Genomic DNA, 17,349 nt, shown 5'->3' with positions numbered 1-17,349 from the left:
AGCCTGCGGACAATTCGTCTCGCCAGCGAGCGCGCCCGCGAGCTTTTTAAGACCGACTATCCGTTCACCTCACGCCAGTTTCGCACGGATGGCCGGACAATTTTCGTATCGGCCATTGAAGAAACAGGGGAAACGGAATTACTCGATCTCGTGAAACAGCAGTATGCATTTCGGAAGATCATTGAGCCATCACTGTATGCAGGTATCGAGCTCAACGAAGATCAGATTGCAACGCGCTGGTATCCGGCTCCTCGGAGCAAAGCGATCGTGCTCGATCCAACCGTTGCCTTTGGCAAGCCTATTGTGACGGATGGTTCCGTCAGAACATCCATCCTCTACGATGCTTTCATGACGGAGGGCAACAAGAATTTCGTCGCGAAGCTATACGAAGTGCCTGTTGCCGCAGTTAACGCGGCTATCGCCTTCGAAGAAAGCCTAGCCGCGTGAAATTCCTGGTCGACAAAGCACGGCCGTGGACGGCATCGATGCGCTGCAACGCGTGCTCGATGCGTCAAGGATCGACCGCACCGTCGAACTCACGGTTCTGCGATTGACGCAAAAGCTCACGTTGCGCGTGACGCCGGTCAAACCGGCCACTCGTTCAACGTAAGGTCAGTGCAGCTGACGCTTCAAATCCGACAACTCGGAATGCATCGTCGATACGGCGCGCTTCAAGTCGCCATCGACGTTGCCGCCCTTCTGGCACGCGCGCTCGGCGCGGTCACCGATTTCCTCGAGCGAATCGATGCATTCGCGCATGCGGTCCTCGTCCTGCGATTTCATTGCCGATTGCGCCGTCTTGCACTCCTTGTCGAGTTCCTCGACACATTTTTTCAGGTCCTGCGGCACCGACTGTGCGCTCTGACAACTGCGCGTCGCTTCATTGATCGTTTGCTGGATGTGAGAAAACCGCTTTTGAATTTCGCTACTCTGCAGCATGGTCAACTCCTTCACGAACCGGTTCTCGATGAGCCCTTAGCAACCCGACCGCGGCTGCCCCCAGTCGTCATCCGCCCGCCTCGATCGGCCAAGCTCGGCGCCGCTCGACGTCGAATGCGACGAAGCGGCGGAGCGGCGGAGCGGCGAATGGCATTTCCAGTCTAGGCGATCGAACTGACGGATACCCGGAGATCGACGCGAAAAACGTCGCGCGCCACATCGACGCATCGACGCTCCAGACCCCGATCGCTCGGCATCTTCGCTCGCCCTGGAACGTTCAGCGGCGCACGCGGCTCATCGATGACGAACACCGTCGACGTCCCCACCGGAATGCTTCGTTGACGTGCAAGAAGCAAGCCGCGTGCAGGTACGCAGACACACGGGCACGCCGGGTTGGCCGACGTTTACCGTCGCAATAACCGCAAGCCGTTCGCGACCACGATGAGGCTCGCCCCCGCATCGGCGAATACGGCCATCCACATCGTTCCATGGCCCGCCAGCGTAAGCACCAGAAAAATCGCCTTGATCGCCAGCGCAAACACGATGTTTTGCACGAGCACCGCGTAGGTCGTACGCGACAATCGGACGAATGCAGGGACCTTGCGCAAGTCGTCATCCATCAGCGCCACATCGGCGGTTTCGATCGCCGCGTCGCTGCCCATAGCGCCCATCGCGAAGCCAATCCGCGCACGTGCCAACGCCGGGGCATCGTTGATGCCGTCGCCCACCATCCCTACCGCGCCGCCGTCGGACACCAGCGATTCGATTGCGCGCAGTTTGTCGTCGGGCAACTGGTCGCCGCGCACGTCGTCAATGCCGACTTCGGCGGCGATGGCTCGCGCCGTATGGGCGTTGTCGCCGGTCAGCATTGCGGTTCGAATACCGAGCGCATGCAATTGCGCCAATGCCGTGCGGCTCGTTTGTTTGACGGTATCGGCCACAGCGAACAATGCCAGCACACGCGCCTCGTCCAGCAGTAAGACGACCGATCGTCCCAGCCGCTCGAGTTGACCGGCACGCAGTTCCACCGCGGAAGTCAGGTATCCCCGTTCACGCGCCAGCCGCGGGTTGCCGAGCCAATACCGCCGCCCTTCGACCGCCCCCGTCACGCCGCGCCCGGGCAATGCCTCAAAGCCCTCGACCGTCGTCGCAATCAGATCGGCCTCGCCATCACCGGACGCAGGGAACGATTCGGCCGCACGGGCGATCGCGCGCGATACCGGGTGGTCCGACCGCCCGGCGAGCGCAGCGGCGATCCGGCGGCAGTCGTGCATCGAGACGTCGGCTTGCGGCTCGAAGTCGGTTTGCGCGGGTGAACCCGTCGTGATCGTGCCCGTCTTGTCGAATGCGAGCCAAGCGAGCTTGCGGCCCTCTTCGAGATAGACGCCGCCCTTGATCAGAATGCCGCGCCGCGCGGCGGCGGCGAGCCCGCTGACGATCGTCACCGGCGTCGAAATGACCAGTGCGCAAGGACAGGCAATGACAAGCATGACCAGCGCGCGGTAGATCCACTCGCGCCACATTCCGCCGGCGACGAGCGGCGGCACGACGGCCACGAGCAGCGCGCACGCGAAGACGATCGGCGTATAGATGCGGGCGAAGCGGTCGACGAAACGCTGCGTCGGCGCCCGCTTGCCTTGCGCTTGTTCGACAGCGTGGATGATGCGCGCGAGCGTCGTACTGTCGGCGGATGCGCTGACGCGATACTCGAACGAGCCCGACTCGTTGATCGTGCCGGCAAATACCGCGTCGCCGGGCCCTTTGTCGACGGGTAAGCTCTCGCCTGTGATCGGCGCCTGGTTCACGCTCGATTCACCGAGGACGATTGCGCCATCGAGCGCGATGCGCTCCCCCGGTGCGACGCGCACGCGCGCACCGATCGGCACCGTTTTCGCCTCGACGCTCGTCCAACGGCCGTCGCTTTGCAGGACGGTCGCCGTCTCGGGCGCCAACTGCATCAGTGCGTGAATGGCGTTGCGCGCGCGATCGAGCGACATGGCCTCGATCCGCTCGGCCAGTGCGAACAGCACCATCACCATCGCGGCTTCCGGCCATTGGCGCAAGACCATCGCACCCGTCACGGCAATGCTCATCAGGGCGTTGATGTTCAGATTGCCGTTGCGGATCGCGATCCAGCCTTTGCGATAAGTGCCGACGCCGCTCACTGCCAGCGCGAAACCCGCGCAGCCGCCCGCGAGCCAGGGCGATGCCTGGAACCAAGTCGCCGCTTCGGATATCACCGCGGCGATTGCCGCCAATGCAAGCGGCCACCAAGGGCGCGCCGGTTCGGCGGCGAGTGAGGCGCCCGATGCGGAATCGGGCAACTCGGGTACAAAGCCGAGCGAGCGGATCGCGTCGAGTACCGCCGGCTGGGCCCCTGGGGCATGCACGACTTGCAGCGTGCGCTGCATCAGATTGAAAGTGAGGCCCGTCACGCCGGCCATCCCGCCGAGCTTGCCGCGAATCAGTGCTTCCTCGGTCGGACAATCCATCTGCATGATGCGAATGGTCGTCTCGATGCCGTCGGCTCGCTTGGCGGCGGCCGGCAGCGGCGCCAGCACAGGCGCCTCGTGCGAGCAGCAACCGTCATGGCCGGTGTGGCCAGACGAGGCGCCATGACCATGACCATGACCATGACCATGACCATGACCATGACCGTGCTCGTGCTCGTGCTCGTGCTCGTGCTCGTGCTCGTGCTCGTGCTCGTGCTCGTGCGTATGAGCGTGGCTGCTTTCACGCGATGGGCAAGCGCGCGCAGATGCTTCATCGCCATCGTGGCGATGCGCGTATTCACCGTCGTGCTCTTGTTCGGCATGTTCCAGATGCGCGCGATGCGATCGCGTCATAGAGATGTCCTCGGAAAACCATTGGAGTACAGTAAACACCTTGTAGCCACTCCAAGGTCAACCCACGACCGCCGGAAGCCTCTTATGAAAATCGGTGAATTGGCGAAGGCCGCCCATTGCACGACAGAAACGATCCGTTTCTACGAGAAAGAGGGCCTGTTGCCCGGCGCACAGCGCACACAAGCGAATTACCGGAGCTACGGCGCCGAGCATATCGAGCGGTTGCGCTTCATTCGCAATTGCCGTGCGCTGGACATGACGCACGACGAGATCCGCATGCTGCTGCGTCTGATGGACCGCCATTCGGACCGCTGCGAATCGATCGACGCGCTGCTCGATGAACACATCGGCCATGTCGATACGAGGCTCGCCGAACTCGAACATCTCAAGGCTCAGTTGATCGAGTTGCGCGAGCAATGCAAGGGCGAGGGAACAGTCGACGCCTGCGGCATCGTGCATGGGCTCGCCACCATGGAAACGCAGCCGGCGCCGGCCAAGCGGACACACGTCGGTTGAGTCCGATGCGGCGAACGCCGTGCACTCACCGGTGAGTTGTACGGCTTGCCGATGGGGCGAGCTTCTCGAGCGTTGCGCTGGAACGCCGGCCAGAAAACCGACTCATCGCCCGTAAACGACAAAACCCCGCCAGACATCAGCGGGGCTTTCAGCGCAACGCCCGTCAGGCGATGCGCACGGTCACGCAATACGCGGCGATTACTTCGCGCCGACGCTTTGCAGCGGCTTCCACTGGCCGTTTTCGGCCTTGTAGATCGTGATGCCGCCGTTCTTCAGATCGCCGTGGTCGTCATACGCCAGGTGCGTCGTCGTCACGCCGGGCATGTCGGTCTTCGCGAGCACCGGCAGGTACTTCGCCGGATCCGTCGAGTTGGCCTTCTTCATGGCCGTCAGCAGCGCCATCGTGCCGTCGTAGGCATACGGCGAATACGTTTCGACTTCCGTGCCGAACATCTTCTTGTACTTCGCGACGTATTGGCTGCCGCCGGGCATGTCGGAGAGCGGCAAGCCTGCGAGCGACGCGTACGTGCCGTCGGCGGCCGGGCCGGCGATCTTCAGGAAGTCAGGCGTGTGCAGCATTTCGCCGCCCATCAACGGGGCCTTGATCGCCAGCGACTTCATTTGCTTCGCCATCGGCGCGGCCTGGGAATCGGCGCCGCCGAAGTAGATCAGGTCGGGGTTGGCGGCCTTCAGCTTCGTCAGGATGCCCTTGAAGTCGACGGCCTTGTCGTTCGTGAATTCACGATCGACAATCGTCGCACCGGCAGCCTTCGCGGCCTTCGCGAATTGATCTGCCAGACCTTGGCCGTAGGCCGTGCGATCGTCGACAATCGCGATCTTCTTCATGTTCAGGTTCTTCACCGCGTACGTGCCCGCGACCGACCCTTGCTGCGTGTCGGACGTCATCATGCGGAACGTCGTCTTGAAGCCTTGCTGCGTGTACTCCGGTGCCGTCGCCATCGCCACTTCGGGGATGCCCGCGTTCGCGTAGATGCGCGAAGCCGGGATCGTCGTGCCCGAGTTGAAGTGACCCACCATGCCCTTGATGCCGTCGTCGACGAGCTTTTGCGCAACCGTCGTACCCGTGCGCGGGTCGGCCTGATCGTCAGCCGCGTCGAGCACGAACTCGACTTGCTTGCCGCCGATCACGGGCTTCGTCGCGTTCATGTCGGCAATGGCGAGCTTCACGCCGTTTTGGAAGTCGGTGCCGTAGTGGGCTTGCGCGCCCGTCATCGGGCCGGCAAAGCCGATCTTCACTTGTTCTGCTTGCTCTGCATGTGCGGTCCCCACCAGCGACATCGCTGCAACGAGCGTCGCGCCTGCCAGCGTTTTCATTTTGTGCTGCATAGCTTCTCCTAGATACCAAGGTAGTTGGAAGCGGCCTCGGGGTCGCCGCGCCGCTCCCGTGTTTGAATCGATCGACAAGGGTTGCTTAGCCGATCGTCATCAAATTCGCATTGCCGCCCGCCGCGGCCGTGTTCACGCTCACCGAGCGTTCCGTCATCAGCCGCTCGAGCGCGTAATCTTCGTCGCCGTTCTCGAGCGCGTGCGTCGAGACGCCCTGCACCGATACGATCGGGCCCGGCCGTTTGGCCACTTCCTTGACGAGCGCCAGCAGCTCGTCACTGTCGCCCTCGAACAGCACCGCGTCGAACGGCGCGTCCGCACTCTTTTGCACGTCGGCGAACGGCTTCAACTGGGCCGGCAGCGCGGCGGCAAGCGCTTCGCCAGCCGCGCCGGAAAACACCGCGCGGTTCCCCGTCGCGAGCACCGCAGCGAACTGCGCACGCGCGCCGCTCGGCGTCGAAGGGACGCAGGATACCGTACCGCGGGCGCCAAGCGTGTAGGTGTTGCGCTCGCCCGTCGGCCCCGGCAGCACCGCCGTGGCACCGGCCGGCATATTTGCGAGATAACCGTCGCAACGCGCGGCAAGCTGGGGCTGCCGCTCGGCGATGAGCCAATCGCGCAGCGCCGTGAGCGCGGCGCGCGGGGTGAGCGGCGTGCCGCTCTTGTCTTGCTCGGTTGCGCCGTCGGCCACGAGCGAAGCCGCGAGCGATTTCGGCAAGCCGGACGGACGCTTGGCCAGGAGGCGCTGCAAATAGAGCGCGCCACCGGCCTTCGGGCCCGTACCCGACAGCCCTTCTCCACCGAACGGCTGCACGCCGACCACCGCGCCGATCACATTGCGGTTGACGTAGATATTGCCGACGTGGGCACGCGAGATGACATGCGCGATCGTTTCGTCGATCCGCGTATGAATCCCGAGCGTGAGCCCGTAACCCGTCGCGCGAATTTGCTCGAGCAGTTTGTCCAGGCCGCTGCGGGGGTAGCGAATCACATGCAGCACCGGGCCGAAGACTTCGCGCTTCAATTCGTCGATGCTATCGAGTTCGATCAGCGTCGGCGGAACGAACGTGCCGTGCGCGCATTGCTCGGGCAGCGGCAGTTGCGTGACCGAGCGGCCTTTCTCGCGCAAAGCGGCGGCGTGCGTGTCGATCGTGCGCTTCGCTTCGGCGTCGATCACGGGGCCGACGTCCGTCGACAACCGATCGGGATTGCCGACCGTGAGCTCGTGCATCGCGCCCTTGAGCATCGTCAGCGTGCGATCGGCAACGTCATCCTGCAGGCACAGCACGCGCAGCGCCGAGCAGCGCTGACCCGCCGAATCGAACGCCGATTGCATGACGTCCGCGACGACCTGTTCCGCGAGCGCCGACGAATCGACGATCATCGCGTTCTGTCCGCCCGTTTCGGCGATCAGCGGAATCGGCTTGCCGTCCGGATCCAGACGACCGGAGAGCGTCTTGTTGATGAGGCGCGCCACTTCCGTCGAGCCCGTGAACATGACGGCACGCGTACGCGGATCGGCGACGAGCGAGGCGCCGACCGTTTCACCGTCGCCGGGCAACAGTTGCACGGCACCCGCAGGCACGCCGGCTTCGCGCAGCAGACGCACCGCCTGCGCGGCGATCAGCGGCGTTTGCTCGGCAGGCTTGGCGAGCACTGTATTGCCGGCCGCAAGCGCGGCGGCCACTTGGCCCATAAAAATCGCCAGCGGGAAGTTCCACGGGCTGATACAGACGACGGGCCCGAGCGGACGATGCGTGTCGTTCGAGAATTCCTCGCGGATCTGCGCCGAGTAGTAGCGCAGGAAATCGACGGCTTCGCGGATCTCGGCGATCGCGTTCGGCAGCGACTTCCCTGCTTCGCGCACGATGAGGCCCATCAACGTATGCATCTGCGCTTCGAGCAGATCGGCCGCTCGGGCCAGGCAATCGGCGCGCGCATTCACGGGCGTGGCTTGCCAGATCGGCGCCGCGGCAACCGCAAAGGCGAGCGCCGCGTTCACGTCGTCACGCGTCGCTTCGACGACGGTACCGACGAGGTCGCGGTGGTCGGCCGGATTGCGCACGACGTGCTCGCTGCGGCCCGCCGCGCTCGATGCGGCCAGTTCGCCGCTTTCGAGCATCGGGGCCGCGCGCCACGGATGGTGCGCGCTCGCGAGCAGCGCGGAGGACAACGAAGCGAGACGATGCTCGTTCGACAAATCGAGCCCCATCGAATTGAGACGCTCGCTGCCGAACAGATCGCGCGGCAGCGGGATCTTCGCATGCGGGGCACCGAGCGGCACGATCTTCGAAGCTTCGTCGACAGGATCGACGACGAGCGACGCAACAGGCACCGATTCATCGGCGATGCGATTGACGAACGACGTGTTCGCGCCATTCTCGAGCAGACGGCGCACGAGATACGCGAGCAGCGTTTCATGCGTGCCGACCGGCGCATAGATACGGCACGGACGGTTCAACTTCTCGCGGCCCGTGACTTCTTCGTACAGCGGCTCGCCCATGCCATGCAGGCACTGGAACTCGTACTGACCGGGGTAATAGTTTTGACCCGCGAGGTGATAGATGGCCGCGAGCGTATAGGCGTTGTGTGTCGCGAACTGCGGGTAGACGGCATCGGGCGCACCGAGCAGCTTCTTCGCGCAAGCGACATACGACACGTCGGTGTAGACCTTGCGCGTATACACGGGATAGCCTTCGAGCCCGTCGAGCTGCGCGCGTTTGATTTCGCTGTCCCAATAAGCGCCCTTCACCAGGCGCACCATGATGCGGTGGCGGCTGCGGCGAGCCAGATCGACGACGTAATCGATCACGAACGGGCAGCGCTTCTGATACGCCTGTACGACGAAGCCGATGCCGTTCCAGCCGGCCAGTTCCGCATCGAAACAGAGCGCTTCGAGCAGATCGAGCGAGAGCTCGAGCCGGTCGGCTTCCTCGGCGTCGATGTTCAGACCGATGTCATAGCGGCGTGCCAGCACGGCGAGCGAGCGCACGCGCGGCAACAGTTCGCTCATCGTGCGTTCTTGCTGAGCGCGCGAGTAGCGCGGATGCAGCGCCGAAAGCTTGATGGAAATGCCGGGGCCTTCATAGATGCCGCGCCCGCCGGCCGCTTTGCCGATCGCATGAATCGCTTGCTCGTACGACGAGTAATAGCGCTGCGCGTCTTCTTCGGTGGTGGCGGCTTCGCCGAGCATGTCGTACGAGTAGCGGAAGCCCCGCGCTTCGAACTTGCGGCTGTTCGCGAGCGCTTCCGAAATCGTTTCGCCCGTCACGAACTGCTCGCCCATCAAGCGCATCGCCATATCGACGCCCTTGCGGATCAGCGGTTCGCCGCCCTTGCCGATCAACCGCGTGAGCGCCGACGACAGACCCGCTTCGCTGTTGGTGGTGACGAGCTTGCCCGTGATCATGAGGCCCCAGGTGGCCGCATTGACGAACATCGACGGCGCATTGCCCATGTGCGACTTCCAATCGCCCTTGCTGATCTTGTCGCGAATGAGCGCGTCGCGCGTCGCACGATCGGGAATGCGCAGCAGCGCTTCGGCCAGGCACATCAGGGCCACGCCTTCCTGGCTCGATAGCGAGAATTCGTGGATGAGCCCCTCGACGCCGCCGCCCTTGCGCTTGGCCCGCAGCGTCTCGACAAGCTTCGTCGCCATCTTGCCGACGTCCGACGACAATTGCTCGGGCAGACGCGCCTCGCCGATCAGGAACGGGACGCATTCGGGCTCGGGACGCCGGTAGGCGGCCGTGATCGCCGCACGCAGCACCGATTGCGGCTGCACGTTCTGCGCGAAATCGAGGAACGGGTGCAGCACACTGTCGTCCTCGTTCTCGGCAGCCGCGCTTTCCGAGAGATCGCCCAGGTTCGCCACGCCCGACAGCTCCGGAGGCAACTGCCCATGCTCGATTTTTTCCAGGTAGGCAAAGATCGCCTGCTTGATGAGCCAATGCGGCGTGCGTTCGAGGCGGGAGGCAGCCTCTTTGAGGCGGGTGCGGAGGAGGTCGTCGACTTTGACGCCAAGAGTAGTGCTGGCCATGATTCCTTCGGTCGCCGGCGTTTGAGGCCGGCCGATGACTAAAAAGTTGGCGGAATCGTACGCCTCCCAATAAAAAGGTGCAACCAAAATCCCCTCGCGGTTGCACCCTTTTGAAACCCTTTACGGGCAAGGGTTGCCGCGAAATCGGCATGGCGCGGCCATCGCCGGTTGCGCTCGGTGTTTTCCCTGACGCGAAAACGGTGCCTCACGCCCTACGGCGGTGCGAAGGAATGCCGTTAACGCAGGAAAGCGCTCGAGCGCGGCGACCGCCCGGAAAGGAGAGGCGAAATGGAAAAGTGGATCGTAATCGGCGGTATCTGGACGATGGCCGTTGTGTGTCTCACCCTGTTCGTCCGCGGCGCATCGCCGGCACATAGCCGTGCCGTGGCGCTCGCCCGCGTGCGTCAAGCCCGGCTCAAAGCCGAAGCGGCGAGCGATGCGCTACTGAGCGAGCGCAGCTGAGGGGCGGATTCGGCATCCGCGAAAAGGGAGCGACTCCCGGCTGCGTGCGACGCAACCGGGCGGCGCGGGCACCGGGCGCAGTGGCGCTCAGCGCCCGACGCCATCGCATGAATTTAGATCGCACCCCTATAGAGGCACATCATGATTTGTTCGAACGAAAGCCGGTCCTCCGCCCGTAATCGGCAGGCGGGGCAACGCAAGCGCTCATCTTTCGCCGCCTGCGCGCGGCCGCTCATCTCGCCGGTGCCGAGCTATACGAACCGCGTACGGACGCGAGCGCGCAATGCGCGCAGCCGGCTGCGCTACTGAACCGCCTCCCAAGCCTACGCACTGCTTCACGCGGTGCGCGGCCCCCGCGCAGTGTCCTGCCCATTTCCGCTTGCATCCAAGCCTGGCCGCATTCAAATGTCGAGTGGATCGACCTCGACGCTCCAGCGCAGCACGCCCTTCAACGTCCGCAGGATCGGGAGCCACGCACGCAGCGTGGCGAGCAACGACGCACGCGATGCGCTCTCGAGGAGCAACTGCGCGCGGTGAACATTGGCGACCTTCACGATCGTCATCGGCACAGCGTCGTATAGCGTGACGCGCTCGGCAAAGGGTATCTGCGCCACAGCTGCGCCGGCGGCGCTGAGAAAGGCCAAGGCCGCGTCGAGCGTGCGGCCTTCCGCGCGCAATAGCGCCTGATAGACGAAGGGCGGCAGCTGCGCGTCGCGCCGTTCGGCAAGCGTCGCGTTCGCGAAGCCGATGTAATCGTGACGCCCGAGCGCATGATAGAGCGCGTGCCGCGGATAGCGCGTCTGCACGAGTACTTCACCGGGCAACCCTGCCCGCCCGGCCCGCCCGCTGACTTGCATCAGCTGCGCGAATAGCCGCTCGCCCGCGCGAAAATCGTGGGAAAACAGTGCCGCGTCGGCATTGAGCACACCGACCAGCGAAACGCGCTGAAAATCGTGTCCTTTGGCGATCATCTGGGTGCCGACGAGGATGTCGACCTCGCCCGCGTGCACGTTGGAGAACAACGTCTGCGCGGCGCCTTTGCGACGGGTGCTGTCGGCATCGATGCGCAGCACGCGGGCGCCCGGCACGAGGGCGGCAAGCGTCTCTTCCACACGCTGCGTGCCGCGGCCGAGGGGCGCGATATCGACGTTGCCGCAATCGGGACAGGCTCGCGGCACCCGTGCTTCCCAGCCGCAATGATGGCAACGCAGCGCATGCTCGCTCTTGTGCAGCACGACGTACGCGCTGCAGCGCGGACAGCCGGCCAGCCACCCGCAGGCATCGCACGCGAGCACGGGCGCATAGCCGCGCCGATTGAGGAAGACGAGGCTTTGCTCGCCGCGCTCGAGCCGCGCCTTCAGCGCGGCAGCGAGTGGCCCCGAAATGCCGTCGACGCTGCCACGCCCGCGCCGGCGCTCCTCCTCGAGGTCGATCATCCTGACCGACGGCAGCACGGCATCGGCCACGGCGCGCCGCGACAGCGATAGCCGCCGGTAGCGGCCCTGCTCCGCCTGCCACCAGCTTTCGAGCGACGGCGTGGCCGAGCCGAGGACAACCGCGATACCGCGCTGCTTCGCCCGCCACACCGCCAGGTCGCGCGCGGAATAACGCAGCCCCTCTTGCTGCTTGTAAGCCGGCTCGTGTTCCTCGTCGACAACAATCAGCGCCAGCCGCGGCAACGAGGCCAGAACGGCCAGCCGCGTGCCGAGCACGATCCGGGCGCGGCCCGTATGCGCGGCGAGCCAACTGCGCACACGCTCGCCGTCGGCCATCCCGCTGTGCAGGGTGACGATCGAATCGTCTCCCGCCAGCGCGGCGAAGCGCGCGCGAAACGCCGCCTCGAACTGCGGAGTCAGGTTGATCTCGGGCACGAGCACGAGCGCCTGAGCGTCGGGTTGCGCCTCGAACAAGCGCTCTAGCGCGCGCAAGTAGACTTCGGTCTTGCCGCTTCCCGTCACCCCATGCAGCAGGACCGGCGAAAAACCCCGGGCACCGGCGATCGCGTCCACGGCCTGTTGTTGCTCGTCGGTGGGCGCGGGGCGGGCGATGACGCTGTCTGCGCCAACCTGCGGCTCGGCCGATCCGGCGCCTGCCGGCCACGCACCGCCTGCATGGGCTTGCACTTCCTCGTCCACCCACCCCTGCGCCTGCCATGAGGCCAGCGTTGCGGCAGCCTTCGGATGCAGCGCGCGCGCCTCGCTCAGATCGAGTGGACTATCCGCCAGCGCCTGCGCGAGGCGGCGCAGCGCGGCGCCGCGTGCCGGGAGGGCCTCGGGCAAGGCGGCTCGGCCCAGCTCAGTCAAACGAAAGCGCGGCACGGCGGCGAATAGCCGCGGCCACCGCGCAGGATCGCGCAGCGCTTGCGGCAACGCCGGCAGCGCGACTTCGCCGATAGGACGCTGGTAATAATCGGCGGCGAACGAAACGAGCTCGAGCCATTCCGCCGACAGCGGAGCGCACCCATCGCACGCGGCCGTCACGTCTCGTACGCGTTCCGCAGGCACCTCGGTGTGAGCGGTCACTTCCACGACGAGCCCCACTACACCGCGCTTGCCGAACGGCACAGCGACGAGCGTACCGGGCGCCGGGGCCGGTGCGGCGCAACGGTAATCGAACAAGGTCGGCAGCGGATGGTCGAGCGCGACGCGAACGAACGTCTCACTCATGCCGGACGGCTCCCCGAGGCACGCCCGCGCTGCGCACGGCATCGCGCAGTGAGGGAAGGCGGACCAAACGACGCGAAGTTAAAGTGAAACATGAGATTCGCCGCTAACCTGTGGATCTCGCTGAACTTTGCGGTTTGGTCGCAGCCGCCTGTGGATAACTTTGTTGAAAAGTGCGCGGCCGGAAGCGAAAGAACGCCGCCGCGCTGACATTCTGTGGGAAACCGCACACTTCGTCGCTCGGGCGCAAACCCTTGTCGGTCAAGGCCGTGTCCCTGGAGGTACATGGTTTGGGAGGCGGCGTCAACCATCGCGGGCTCTACTGCGCCGCAACGAGAAGAATGTGCATAAGTCAAGTCTTGACAAGTAGAAGACGACCCGGCGATGCCACCTGCCGGGCGATTCGCCCCCTGGACTGAGCGCCCGGCTGGTTGCAGCGCAGCAAAATAGGGCTCATTGAGCGCGGGATACCGCTCGCATCGCACGGCTGTACCGATGCACTTCATCGACAAGCTCGGCGACATGTTCGGGCGGGGTGAATTGCGAAATGCCGTGCCCCAAATTGAACACGTGCCCCGGGTGATTGCCGTAACTGTCGAGCACCGCCCGCGCTTGGACGCGCAAGGCTTCGGGCGGCGCGAACAACGCTGTCGGATCGAGATTGCCTTGCAGCGCGACGCGCGAGCCGACGCGCTCCCGTGCCCGCCCGAGGTTGACTGTCCAATCCACGCCTACCGCATCGACGCCGCACGCGGCGATATCCTCGAGCCAAAGGCCGCCGCCCTTCGTGAACGTGACGACGGGCACGCGCGCGCCATCGTGCTCGCGCACGAGGCGCTGCACCACGGCTTCGATGTAATGAAGCGAAAATCGCTGAAATATGCCATCGGCCAGCGCCCCGCCCCAGGTATCGAAAATCATCACGGCCTGGGCGCCCGCTGTGATCTGCGCATTGAGGTAAGCCGCGACGGCCTGCGCGTTGATGTCGAGAATCCGATGCATCAGATCGGGACGGGCATAGAGCATCGACTTGACGGTGCGGAAATCGTCCGAGCCGGCGCCCTCCACCATGTAGCACGCCAGTGTCCACGGGCTGCCCGAAAAGCCGATCAACGGCACCCGCTGGCGCCCCTGCGCATCGGTCAGCGCGCGTCGTATCGCCTTGACGGCGTCCGTCACGTAGCCGAGCGTGTCGTCGATATCGGGTACCCGCAGGCGGGCGACATCCTGTTCGGTTCGCACCGGGTGGGCGAATCGGGGCCCCTCGCCCGGCGCGAACGACAATCCCAGGCCCATCGCATCGGGCACCGTGAGGATGTCCGAAAAGAGGATCGCGGCGTCGAGCGGAAAGCGTTCGAGCGGCTGAAGCGTCACTTCCGTCGCGAAATCGGGGTTCTTGGCCAGGCCGAGAAAGCTGCCGGCGCGCGTGCGCGTGGCGTTGTACTCCGGCAGATAGCGTCCCGCCTGGCGCATGAGCCAAATCGGGGTGTATTCGGTCGGCTGGCGCAGCAGCGCGCGCAAAAACGTATCGTTGAGCAGAGTGGAAGGCACGTGAGTCCGGCTCGAGGGCTAGGCGAAAGAGACCGCCATTTTACCGGACCCGTGTGCGCCGATCGCGTCGCATTCCCGTCTTTGCCCGGCGGCCGGCGTGCGCCATTTTGACACGGCTATGATCTTGCGATCGCCGCGCGTTCCGGCTGTCCGCTCAACCTCACCGCTCTCGTAGCAAAAAGGAAGACCTCGATGAACAACAAACGGCTCATCTGCCTGTCGATCGGCGCAATGGCACTGGCCACCGCCTGCACAGGCGCTGCGTTCGCCCAAGGAACCGACGCTGTGCCGGTGGCCGCGGCGCCGTCGCGGCTCGACACCGTGCTCGCGCGCGGCACGCTGCGCGTATGCACGACGGGCGACTACAAGCCCTACTCGTTTCGCAAGCCTGACGGCACCTTCGAGGGCATCGACATCGACATGGCCGAATCGTTGGCCAAATCGCTGGGTGTGAAGGTCGACTACGTCAAGACGACGTGGGGCAGCCTCATGAACGATTTCCTGGCGAAATGCGACGTGGCGGTCGGCGGGGTATCGACGTCGCTCGAGCGCCAGAAGCATGTCTTCTTCACCCAGCCATACATGATCGACGGCAAAGCGCCGATCGCACGCTGCGCCGACGTCGACAAATATCAAACGCTCGCGCAAATCGACGCGCCGGGCACGCACGTGATCGTCAACCCGGGCGGCACGAACGAACGCTTCGCGAAGCAATACTTCACGCATGCAAAGGTCACCGTCTATCCCGACAACGTCACGATCTTCAAGCAGATCCTCGAAGGCAAGGCCGATGTCATGGTGACCGACGCGTCGGAGACACTGCTGCAGCAAAAGCTCAATCCGGGGTTGTGTTCCGTGCACCCGGACAAGCCGTTCCAATATGGCGAGAAGGCTTACATGCTCCCCCAAGGCGATGTGACGTTCCAGCAGTACGTCGATCAGTGGCTGCATCTGGCGCGTGCCACGGGCGAGTTTCAGTCGATTTCCGACAAATGGCTCAAATGAGGCCGTGAATGACGGCGCGGCGCCGGTTCATGCGAGATCGAACCGGCGGCGACCGCTCATTCAGGCACGCGCGGTGCGGGGGCGTTGGCGCGATGCGTCGCACCGCACAGCCGCTCATGTTCCACTTTCACGCAGACGTTCATGGCCACATCGAGCCCCGCCGCGGCTGCGCGCGCGGCGGCCTCTTCGTTGACGACGCCCACTTGCAGCCAGAACGATTTCGCGCCGATTGCGATGGCTTCATCGGCGACATGCGCGGCTTGCTCCGGCCGACGGAATACGTCGACCATCTCGATCGCGGCTCCCTCCTCGGCGAGTGCATGCGCCGCATCGGCGAGCGACGCGTAGCAGCGTTGCCCGAGCACGCCGGCCGTATCGTTCGCATACGCAGGATTGACCGGCACGATGCGGTAGCCGTGCGACTGCATGTAGGCGGCCACCGAGTGGCTCGGCCGGTAAGCGTGCATGGACAAGCCGACGACGGCAATGATGCGGTCGCGATCGAGGATGCGTTTGAGTGTCTCGGGCTCGTTCATTGTTTCGGTACGTCGTTGGTAAGAAGTGTCGGCCCGCGCGAACGTCGGTCAAATTTCGCGCGCGGCGTGCGAGCGGAATGGGCATCTTAAGCCTGCTATTCGGTAGACGAAACCCGTTTGCGCGATTTTTCGATAAACTGCAGGGAGGCGATTCAAAATTGCATTTCGTTTCTTCTCATTAAATCGGCAATAGTGACGTAATTCAGGCCAGCTACGGGTAAAAAATCCCGCAGCGCCTTATCTGACAGGCGTTACAACCTGAAACACTTTGTTACCGCGTGGGTTTCTCAATTCGCCCACAATGCCCTTCAACGGTTTCAACACGGATGTGTCTCTGCTTGAGCTTTGCAAACGATTGACGGCAAGGCGGTGGGCGGTTGGTTACCGAATCGTTTCGGGCATCTTTGTTGGAGTCGTTGCTGGTGCACTGCAGTGTGTTGTGTGGTGGCTACCGGCTCCTTCGTTGGTCTCCTCGCGCTAACCCCGTAGCGTGTGGTTTTTAGCGGGCTATCAAGCCCGCTTTTTTTTTTGCGGTCCGTAGTGAGCGCTTCAGCGCTTACTACGGCCTCATGCACGGCTCGTCGCTCCTGGTTGTAGTCGCGCTTGAGCGCTTACCAGGAGCCCGCGCAGAGCGGTCGGTCCGTAGTGGGTGCTTCAGCACCTACTGCCGCTCCATGCAGAGCGCTTACTGCAGCCTCATGCAGGCTCGTCGATGGGAGTCGACGCTGCAACGTCGACTCCGATCCGATACAGAGCCTCAATCAATCGCCTGCGGGCTTCGCACCTTTGAGTTCGTCGACCATCCGCTCGCGCATGACAAACTTCTGTACCTTCCCCGTCACCGTCATCGGCATCTCGTCCACGAACCGGATGTAACGCGGGACCTTGTAGTGCGCGATCTGCCCTTGGCAAAATGCGCGAACTTCCTCCTCCGTCAGCGTCTCGCCGGGGCGCACCACGATCCACGCGCACACTTCCTCGCCGTACTTCTGATCGGGTACACCAAACACCTGCACGCTCTGAACCTTAGGATGCCTAAATAAGAATTCTTCCACCTCGCGCGGATAGATGTTCTCGCCGCCGCGAATCAGCATGTCCTTCAGACGGCCCACGATGTTGCAATAGCCATCCGCATCGATCGTCGCGAGATCGCCGGTGCGCATCCATCCGTCGACGATCGCATCTTTCGTGCGCGCATCGTCGTCCCAATACCCGCGCATGACCGAATAACCGCGCGTCCATAACTCGCCCGTTTCACCGACAGCCACCGTGTCGCCCTGCGCGTCGACGACCTTCGCTTCGAGGTGTGGCGCAATGCGTCCGACGGTGGACGTACGCTTGTCGAGTGGATCGTCAGTCGCAGTTTGGAACGAGACCGGGCTCGTCTCCGTCATCCCGTAAGCGATCGTGATCTCGGAAAGATGCATCCGCGCCATGACGCGCTT

At 64.1% G+C, this 17,349-nt stretch carries 12 protein-coding genes and 1 pseudogene; 5 read left to right on the top strand and 8 right to left on the bottom strand.

Annotated elements, in window-relative coordinates; translation table 11 throughout:
• A pseudogene (locus ACTHL0_RS04200) lies at nt 1-447 on the top strand (DUF433 domain-containing protein); the annotation flags it as partial.
• Nucleotides 448-472: 25 nt separating this feature from the next.
• Nucleotides 473-610 carry a hypothetical protein gene (locus tag ACTHL0_RS04195; RefSeq protein ID WP_440565334.1) on the top strand — a complete coding sequence of 46 codons (138 nt, stop codon included), beginning with the start codon at nt 473-475 and terminating at the stop codon, nt 608-610.
• Between the two features lie 2 nt (nt 611-612).
• Here the strand turns inward: ACTHL0_RS04195 and ACTHL0_RS04190 are convergent, their stop codons facing one another.
• Both ACTHL0_RS04190 and ACTHL0_RS04185 read right to left on the bottom strand, forming a co-directional pair.
• The gene (locus ACTHL0_RS04190; protein ID WP_440565332.1) at nt 613-939 is read right to left on the bottom strand and encodes a hypothetical protein; all 327 of its coding nucleotides are present in this window, start codon (nt 937-939) and stop codon (nt 613-615) included.
• Between the two features lie 404 nt (nt 940-1,343).
• The gene (locus ACTHL0_RS04185) at nt 1,344-3,785 is read right to left on the bottom strand and encodes a heavy metal translocating P-type ATPase (protein ID WP_440565330.1); all 2,442 of its coding nucleotides are present in this window, start codon (nt 3,783-3,785) and stop codon (nt 1,344-1,346) included.
• Nucleotides 3,786-3,869: 84 nt separating this feature from the next.
• Here ACTHL0_RS04185 and cadR point away from each other — a divergent pair, with 84 nt between their 5' ends.
• A complete protein-coding gene (cadR, locus tag ACTHL0_RS04180; protein WP_440565329.1) occupies nt 3,870-4,301 on the top strand; it encodes a Cd(II)/Pb(II)-responsive transcriptional regulator in 432 nt (143 codons plus the stop codon).
• A 198-nt stretch (nt 4,302-4,499) separates the two neighbouring features.
• Here cadR and ACTHL0_RS04175 read toward each other — a convergent pair whose 3' ends face one another.
• The gene (locus tag ACTHL0_RS04175) at nt 4,500-5,648 is read right to left on the bottom strand and encodes a branched-chain amino acid ABC transporter substrate-binding protein (protein ID WP_440565328.1); all 1,149 of its coding nucleotides are present in this window, start codon (nt 5,646-5,648) and stop codon (nt 4,500-4,502) included.
• Nucleotides 5,649-5,733: 85 nt separating this feature from the next.
• Complete coding sequence (putA, locus tag ACTHL0_RS04170) at nt 5,734-9,687, bottom strand: trifunctional transcriptional regulator/proline dehydrogenase/L-glutamate gamma-semialdehyde dehydrogenase (protein WP_440565327.1); 3,954 nt, start codon at nt 9,685-9,687, stop codon at nt 5,734-5,736.
• Between the two features lie 288 nt (nt 9,688-9,975).
• Between putA and ACTHL0_RS04165 the strand changes: the two genes are divergently transcribed.
• Nucleotides 9,976-10,149 carry a hypothetical protein gene (locus ACTHL0_RS04165; RefSeq protein WP_440565326.1) on the top strand — a complete coding sequence of 58 codons (174 nt, stop codon included), beginning with the start codon at nt 9,976-9,978 and terminating at the stop codon, nt 10,147-10,149.
• 401 nt (nt 10,150-10,550) lie between these two features.
• Here the strand turns inward: ACTHL0_RS04165 and ACTHL0_RS04160 are convergent, their stop codons facing one another.
• Nucleotides 10,551-12,815 (bottom strand): primosomal protein N', encoded by a 2,265-nt coding sequence (locus tag ACTHL0_RS04160; RefSeq protein ID WP_440565325.1) that lies wholly within the window; start codon nt 12,813-12,815, stop codon nt 10,551-10,553.
• Between the two features lie 450 nt (nt 12,816-13,265).
• Nucleotides 13,266-14,363: a uroporphyrinogen decarboxylase gene (gene hemE, locus ACTHL0_RS04155; protein ID WP_440565324.1), complete on the bottom strand. Its 1,098-nt coding sequence runs from the start codon at nt 14,361-14,363 to the stop codon at nt 13,266-13,268.
• Between the two features lie 231 nt (nt 14,364-14,594).
• On the opposite strand from hemE, the gene ACTHL0_RS04150 reads away from it, so the two are divergent.
• Nucleotides 14,595-15,368 (top strand): transporter substrate-binding domain-containing protein, encoded by a 774-nt coding sequence (locus ACTHL0_RS04150; RefSeq protein ID WP_440565335.1) that lies wholly within the window; start codon nt 14,595-14,597, stop codon nt 15,366-15,368.
• A 56-nt stretch (nt 15,369-15,424) separates the two neighbouring features.
• Here the strand turns inward: ACTHL0_RS04150 and ACTHL0_RS04145 are convergent, their stop codons facing one another.
• Together ACTHL0_RS04145 and ACTHL0_RS04140 are read right to left on the bottom strand one after the other, a co-directional pair.
• Nucleotides 15,425-15,904: a CoA-binding protein gene (locus tag ACTHL0_RS04145; protein ID WP_440565323.1), complete on the bottom strand. Its 480-nt coding sequence runs from the start codon at nt 15,902-15,904 to the stop codon at nt 15,425-15,427.
• 761 nt (nt 15,905-16,665) lie between these two features.
• On the bottom strand, nt 16,666-17,349 hold a 684-nt coding region (locus tag ACTHL0_RS04140; protein WP_440565321.1), incomplete at its 5' end, for an AMP-binding enzyme.

The organism is Trinickia sp., from assembly GCF_051961175.1.
Classification (GTDB): Bacteria; Pseudomonadota; Gammaproteobacteria; order Burkholderiales; family Burkholderiaceae; genus Trinickia.
The sequence above is the reverse complement of the archived record's forward strand: the minus strand, read 5'-3'. Positions and strand labels throughout refer to the sequence as shown.

Excerpts from the sequence above, each read along its gene's own strand:
- ACTHL0_RS04190 (WP_440565332.1), bottom strand. The coding sequence starts at position 939 with ATGCTGCAGAGTAGCGAAATTCAAAAGCGGTTTTCTCACATCCAGCAA.
- ACTHL0_RS04185 (WP_440565330.1), bottom strand. The coding sequence starts at position 3,785 with ATGACGCGATCGCATCGCGCGCATCTGGAACATGCCGAACAAGAGCAC.
- cadR (WP_440565329.1), top strand. The coding sequence starts at position 3,870 with ATGAAAATCGGTGAATTGGCGAAGGCCGCCCATTGCACGACAGAAACG.
- ACTHL0_RS04175 (WP_440565328.1), bottom strand. The coding sequence starts at position 5,648 with ATGCAGCACAAAATGAAAACGCTGGCAGGCGCGACGCTCGTTGCAGCG.
- putA (WP_440565327.1), bottom strand. The coding sequence starts at position 9,687 with ATGGCCAGCACTACTCTTGGCGTCAAAGTCGACGACCTCCTCCGCACC.
- ACTHL0_RS04165 (WP_440565326.1), top strand. The coding sequence starts at position 9,976 with ATGGAAAAGTGGATCGTAATCGGCGGTATCTGGACGATGGCCGTTGTG.
- ACTHL0_RS04160 (WP_440565325.1), bottom strand. The coding sequence starts at position 12,815 with ATGAGTGAGACGTTCGTTCGCGTCGCGCTCGACCATCCGCTGCCGACC.
- ACTHL0_RS04150 (WP_440565335.1), top strand. The coding sequence starts at position 14,595 with ATGGCACTGGCCACCGCCTGCACAGGCGCTGCGTTCGCCCAAGGAACC.
- ACTHL0_RS04145 (WP_440565323.1), bottom strand. The coding sequence starts at position 15,904 with ATGAACGAGCCCGAGACACTCAAACGCATCCTCGATCGCGACCGCATC.